The organism is Pseudomonas sp. BF-B-26 (assembly GCF_019956495.1).
In the GTDB taxonomy this organism is placed as follows: Bacteria; Pseudomonadota; Gammaproteobacteria; order Pseudomonadales; family Pseudomonadaceae; genus Aquipseudomonas.
Genome location: NZ_JAHBDP010000077.1, coordinates 61,453 through 67,869 on the forward strand (window position 1 = coordinate 61,453; position 6,417 = coordinate 67,869).

The following is a 6,417-nucleotide window of genomic DNA, read 5'->3' on the forward strand; positions in this document are numbered from 1 at the left end:
ATAACAAATGACCGTTGAATTTCGTTCGGCCCTGCGCGCGGATGCGCGGGAGATTGCTCGCTTGTTTCAGATTTCTTCAGAGGGCGCTGCAGATTACATCTGGAGCCAACTGGCACAACCCGGTCAGGATTTGCTGGATGTCGGGGCCAGTCGCTACGCCCGTGAAGACGTCGATTTCTCTTACCAAAACTGCGTGATTGCGCAGGCCGAGGGTGAAGTCATCGGCATGATGCACAGCTACGTGATGCGTCACGACCCACTGGCGCCTCCAGTGACCGACCCAGTCCTGGCGCCGTACGCCAAAATGGAAATCCCCGACACCCTCTACATCTCCAGCCTCGCGCTGCATGAAGGCTGGCGAAACCAGGGCCTGGGCAAGCAATTCCTCGCCTACGCTTACGACCGTGCCAACCAGCTAGGGCTCAATGGCTTGAGCCTGATCGACTACGCGGTGAACACCGGCGCCCGCCGGTTTTACGAGCGACATGGCTTTCGTATCGTCGATACCTGCCAGATCACGCCCCATCCGATGATTCGGGTCACGGGTGAGGCCTATCTGATGTATCGGCCCTGATGAGCTACATTTTTCTATGAGCTGGCTTTCCATGAGCAGGGCGGGGTGGCAGCAGCGCTAATTCCTCACACTCGTTTTCAAGAATGGGTTGAACATGGGAGCGGTCAGTCGACGTGAGACCTGTCTGATCTGTGGCGTGATGCTTGTTGTGTTTTTTCTGGTTGTAACCACGCGTTCGATAGCGGATACCAGAAAGGAAGATCCGGATTTTTACAAATGGCTGGCGTCTGAACAGGGGCAAAAAGCCTCCCTGGCGCAGATGAAACAGCAATGCGACAAGGTGCTGGATGCTGAAAAAAACCTGAATTGTTCAGTGTCCGTTTTCTCCCGAATGTTCGAGGCCAAAACCGCAAACCTGATCCCCGAGTACTATCTGGCGATCAAGCGTCGTCATGCTCAGGCAATCGCGAATGACCCTGAGCTCAACGCGATGTTCTCCATGTTCGGCAGCGAATCCCTCGCGACCCTGCGCAGGCTCGGCGATTTTTCGGTGACAAGAACCAAGCGACACGAGGTGCTGGCGATTCATCCTTACGCCAGCGACAGTCACGTCACTGACGATGTGCTGCCCTACCTCGATGTCAAAGCGGCCAATGGTGTTTCGTCGCGCTTCATTCTGGACACCGGTGCACCGCAAACGCGGGTCAACAACGACACCGCGAAGCTGATGGGCATCAGGTTGTTAACCGACTCTCACTATGGCTACAGCACGTTTTATGGCGAACGTGACCTGTCTGCCAAACTCGGGATCTTTGAGTCTTTAACGATAGGTACAAGCGAGTTCAGAAACGTCCTGGTGTTTGTCAGCGACCGGGAAAACTTACTGGGGCTTGATCTGATCGGTAAGTTGGGGCGTTTGAAGGTCACCAAAAAGACGCTGGAGGTTAACGCCGAACCTCCCGCGCGATGCGATTCGCCAATTAGCTACGCGCGCATGGACATTAATCAACGACTGACCATTGCCGCACGCCTGGATCGTCGGGCCACGCCGGTGATTATCGACACGGGCAATGTTGATTACCTGACGTCGTCCTCGCCGGGCAACTCATCCGTTCATGTCACCGATGAACCTCGTTCCCAAACCTTCAAGGGTGAATTGAGCCTGGCGGGCCATATCCAATCGATCACCTACAACTACTACCCGGACTTTACGATTCCTGCGTCGTTATTGCGGGGTCAGTACGTGCCTTCGCTTTTGCTTGGGTGGGGGGCATTCAATGATTATGAGTTGAATCTGGATATCGACTCGGGATGGTCGTGTTTCAACAGGACCTGAATCGTGGTTACCCACAATCCCTGTTAGTGCTTCTGTGGATAACGTGTTCGCCCATCGCTACACCCCATACAAACCAGGCCCTGCAACCCTTCGTACAAAAAACAACCAGCCTAACTTGCGGTTTTTTCAGGCTTTTTCCAGAGGATAACTTTGTACGCAAGCCAATACTTGCCCCCAATCTCTGTTAGCGCATCTGTGGATAAGATGTTTGCTGTCCTCTGCAGGCCATATAAAACGGGCCTATCAGGCGGCTGATCAAAAAGCGATCAAATCATCGTTTTAAGCCGGTAAACCTCGCGCAAACCCCGATTTATCGCGGCTTCCAGCGGTTTTCCACAGATCCGCCCAAGTTGCCCCCAAAGTCTGTTGGCGCTTCTGTGGATAAGGTGTTCGCCATCCTCTGCAAGCCACGTATAACGTGCCTTTCAAGCTTTCGATCAAAAAACAACCAATCGTTGTTCAAAACCCTGCTTCTGGATAAGTCACGGATTTTCTTCAGTTTCTGTGGAGAAAGTTTCCACGAAATCCACACTTGTCCCCAATAGCTGTGGGTGGAGGTGTGGATAACTTGTTTGCTAAAGGCTGGGAGCCATGTGGTGTATAGGCCTGAACGTAATAGATCATATTTCGTACAGTTCTATAGGGGGAGAGGGTTTCGCGGGAGAGGGATGCAGTGACTGGGAGGGCGCTTTCGCGAGCAAGCCCGCTCCCACACTGGATCTATGACGCACTGAAGATCCCTTGTGGGAGCGGGCTTGCTCGCGAGGCTTTTGAGGTTAGCCCTGAACCGGCACACCTTTAAGGTATGGAGCAGGCTCTGCCCCAAGGTTGTTCAGCAACCGCTCGCTGTACCAATCCACAAAATTCACCACGCCAAACTCATAGGTCTTGGAGTAAGGGCCTGGCTGGTAAGCCGTGGAGTTGATCCCGCGCTGGTTCTCTTCGGCCAGGCGACGGTCCTGGTCGTTGGTCGCATCCCAGACCTGGCGCATGCGCTCCACGTCGTAGTCCACGCCTTCGACCGCGTCCTTGTGGACGATCCACTTGGTGGTGACCATGGTTTCCTGCGCGCTGATCGGCCACACGGTGAACACGATGATGTGGTCGCCCATGCAGTGGTTCCAGGAGTGCGGCAGGTGCAGGATACGCATCGAGCCCAGGTCCGGGTTTTTGATCCGGCCCATGAGTTTGGCGCAGCCTTGTTTGCCGTCCAGGGTCATCGACACGGTGCCTTTGAGCAGCGGCATGCGCACGATGCGGTTACGCAGGCCGAAGCTGGCGTGGGCGTAAGGAATCTTCTCGGCTTCCCAGGCAGCGGCGGAGGCGGCGACGTGGTCCTTGAAGGCCTGGTCGGCACGCGGGTCGGTGACGTCGTCCCATTCCAGCAGGGTTTTCAGCAGTTCCGGGTGCGACGCGTTGCAGTGGTAGCACTCGCGGTTGTTTTCCAGCACCAGTTTCCAGTTGGCTTTCTCCATCAAGGTGGTGGTAATCGCCACCTTGGTGTTTTCCATGTCGTACGGTTCCATGTAATGGTTCAGCGTCGACAGGAAGTCATCAATGGCTGGCGGGTTCTCCGACAGGCTGATGAAGATGTAGCCGCCGGCAGTCTTCACGTTTACCGGTTTGAGGCCGTATTGCTTCATGTCGAAGTCGGCGCCCATTTCGGTGCCGGCGAACAGCAGGCGACCGTCCAGTTCGTACGTCCACTGGTGGTAGTGGCAGACCAGTTTGGCGACCTTGCCTTTTTCACTGGTGCACAGCCGTGAACCGCGGTGGCGGCAGACGTTGTGGAACGCATGGACTATGCCGTCTGCGCCGCGAATCACGATGATCGGGTTCTTGCCGACTTGCAGGGTCAGGTAGTTGCCCTTGGTCGGGATTTCGCAGGTCATGCCGGCGATCAACCACTCTTTCTGAAAGATTTCCTGCATGTCGATATCAAATAGCCGCTCGTCAGAGTAAAACGGCTGCGGCAGCGAGAAAGTGCGCTCGCGCTCTTGCAGCATCTGCGCGGTGGCCTTGCGTGCGGGTTCCAGCGGATCGCCCAGGCTCAGGGTAGTGGTGACGTCCATCATTTAATCCTCAAGGCCATTCTGTGTGGCCGGCGAAAGTGGCTAATCAGGTTTGCTACGCAAGGTGTAAAGGTTGTGTCTTGGTATGGAGCGAGTGTGGGGCCGGCGCTAGCCAGAACCTTATCCATGGGCGACATGGCCCAATCTGTTCCCGACGCGCAACCCCCGGTAGATGTGGGCTGGTCGCGATAAGTATGTGAATGTCGCAGATAGGTAAATGGGTGGTTCGCACGTTACGCAGAATCGCCAACATAAGGCCGACCATCGGCGGTGGAGAACAGCATGTCCAACAGCTTCCTGAATCCGGTAACCACCCAGACCTGGGCCAATGGTCGACACATCGTCCGTTGCGTCAAAGTCATCCAGGAAACCTGGGATGTGCGCACCTTCTGCTTTATGGCTGACCAGCCAATCCTGTTCTTCTTTAAACCGGGGCAGTTTGTCACCCTGGAGCTGGAAATCGAAGGGGTGCCGATCATGCGCTCCTACACCATTTCCAGCTCGCCGTCGGTGCCGTACAGCTTTTCGGTGACCATCAAGCGTGTGCCGGGCGGCAAAGTGTCGAACTGGCTGCACGACACCCTGCACGAAGGCCAGGAGCTGGCGGTGCACGGGCCGGTGGGGTTGTTCAATGCCATGGACTTCCCCGCGCCGAAGGTGCTGTACCTCAGCGGTGGCGTCGGTATCACACCGGTCATGTCGATGGCGCGCTGGTTCTACGACACCAACGGCAACGTCGACATGGTGTTTATCCACAGCGCCCGTTCGCCCAAAGACATCATTTACCACCGCGAGCTGGAACATATGGCGTCGCGGATCGATAACTTCAGCCTGCACCTGATCTGCGAGAAGCATGGTCTGGGCGAGCCGTGGGCCGGTTATCGCGGGTACCTGAACCACAAGATGCTCGAGCTGATGGCGCCGGACTTCATGGAGCGCGAAGTCTTCTGCTGCGGCCCGACGCCGTATATGAATGCGGTCAAGCGCATGCTCGAAGCGGTCGGCTTTGACATGGCGCGTTATCACGAGGAATCCTTCGGCGCTACGCCAGCGGAAGCCCGTGCCGATGCGGTGGAGCAAGCCGAAATCGCCGCGGATGCACCGGACATCGACATCGCAGACCTGCACCAGGTGGAATTCACCGCGTCCGGCAAGAGCATTCGTGTTGCACCGGGTGAAACCGTGCATGCGGCGGCTGCCAAGCTTGGTTTGTTGATTCCGAAGGCTTGCGGGATGGGGATCTGCGGGACGTGCAAGGTGATGAAGCTGGGTGGCGAGGTCGAAATGGACCACAACGGCGGGATCACCGAGGAAGACGAAGCGGAAGGGTTCATTCTTTCGTGCTGCAGCGTGCCGAAGGGCGACGTGCGCATCGAGTTCTAAACCTGTGGGAGCGGGCTTGCTCGCGAAGACGGCGGCACAGTCAACATTGATGTCGCCTGACACACCGCTTTCGCGAGCAAGCCCGCTCCCACAAGGGTTGCTATTTCAGTCCACAAACAGGTCTGGCATCAGCTTGTCGTTGGTGCCGGGCTCAAAGCGGTAGTGATCGAATTCGGTCACGCCATGCTCCCGCAAAATCTCCTCATCAATCAGCAACCGACCGGTGACGCGGCGACCACTGCTGCTCAGAATCGCGTAAGCAGCGTCCGCCATAATTGCCGGCGTGCGCGCATGCTTGAACGACTCGCGTGACCCGAGCTGAAATTCGATGGCAGCGGTGGCAATCATCGTCTGCGGCCACAGGGAATTGACGCTGATTCCGTAACTGGAAAATTCCTCACTCATGCCCAGGGTCAGCATGCTCATGCCGTACTTGGTCACCGTGTAGGGACTGTACTGGGCAAACCATTTCGTCGCCAGGTTCAGCGGTGGCGACAGGTTAAGAATGTGACCATTGGTTTTTTTCAGATAGGGCAGGGCAGCCTGACTGCACAGGAGCACGGCGCGGGTGTTGATCTGGTGCATCAGGTCGAAGCGCTTGAGTTCGATGTGTTGAACCCCGGTCAACTTGATCGCCCCGGCATTGTTGATCAGCGCATCAATGCCGCCGAAATGCTCGTTGGCCTTGGTCAGCGCCTCACGCACCGCGACTTCATCACGCACATCCACCTGCAAGGCCAACGCCTTGCCGCCCGCGGCTTCGACTTCCGCGGCTACGCTGAAAATCGTGCCAGGCAACTTGGGGTGGGGATCTGCGCTTTTCGCGGCAATCACAATGTTGGCGCCGTCGTGCGCAGCCCGCAGCGCGATCTCACGACCAATCCCGCGGCTGGCGCCGGTAATGAACAGGGTTTTGCCTTTCAATGACATGCGTGCGCTCCTGATTATTGTTATCTGACCGACTCGCCACTCAATGTAGACCAAGTAATTTGCGGTGAGAGTGCGTGCCTAAAGGCCAGTCAGTCAGGAGCTGAAAGACGCGATCCTTGTGGGAGCGGGCTTGCTCGCGAATGCGGTGTGTCATTCAACATAGGTGTTGAATGACCTGACGC

At 56.6% G+C, this 6,417-nt stretch carries 5 protein-coding genes; 3 read left to right on the top strand and 2 right to left on the bottom strand.

Annotated features, from left to right (window positions below):
* The first annotated feature begins 7 nt into the window (after positions 1-7).
* On the top strand, positions 8-574 hold the full coding sequence (locus tag KGB03_RS16155; RefSeq protein WP_192409232.1) for a GNAT family N-acetyltransferase: 567 nt from the start codon (positions 8-10) through the stop codon (positions 572-574).
* Positions 575-668: 94 nt separating this feature from the next.
* A complete protein-coding gene (locus tag KGB03_RS16160; protein WP_223527607.1) occupies positions 669-1,850 on the top strand; it encodes a retropepsin-like aspartic protease in 1,182 nt (393 codons plus the stop codon).
* A gap of 776 nt (positions 1,851-2,626) precedes the next feature.
* Here KGB03_RS16160 and gbcA read toward each other — a convergent pair.
* On the bottom strand, positions 2,627-3,922 hold the full coding sequence (gbcA, locus tag KGB03_RS16165; protein ID WP_218538407.1) for a glycine-betaine demethylase subunit GbcA: 1,296 nt from the start codon (positions 3,920-3,922) through the stop codon (positions 2,627-2,629).
* A 282-nt stretch (positions 3,923-4,204) separates the two neighbouring features.
* Here gbcA and gbcB point away from each other — a divergent pair, with 282 nt between their 5' ends.
* Positions 4,205-5,305, top strand: coding sequence for a glycine-betaine demethylase subunit GbcB (gene gbcB / locus KGB03_RS16170; protein ID WP_111448535.1), 1,101 nt, complete (start codon positions 4,205-4,207; stop codon positions 5,303-5,305).
* Between the two features lie 105 nt (positions 5,306-5,410).
* On the opposite strand, the gene KGB03_RS16175 is transcribed toward gbcB, so the two are convergent.
* Positions 5,411-6,235, bottom strand: a complete 825-nt coding sequence (locus tag KGB03_RS16175; protein ID WP_223527609.1) for an SDR family oxidoreductase — start codon at positions 6,233-6,235, stop codon at positions 5,411-5,413.
* Positions 6,236-6,417 lie beyond the last annotated feature (182 nt).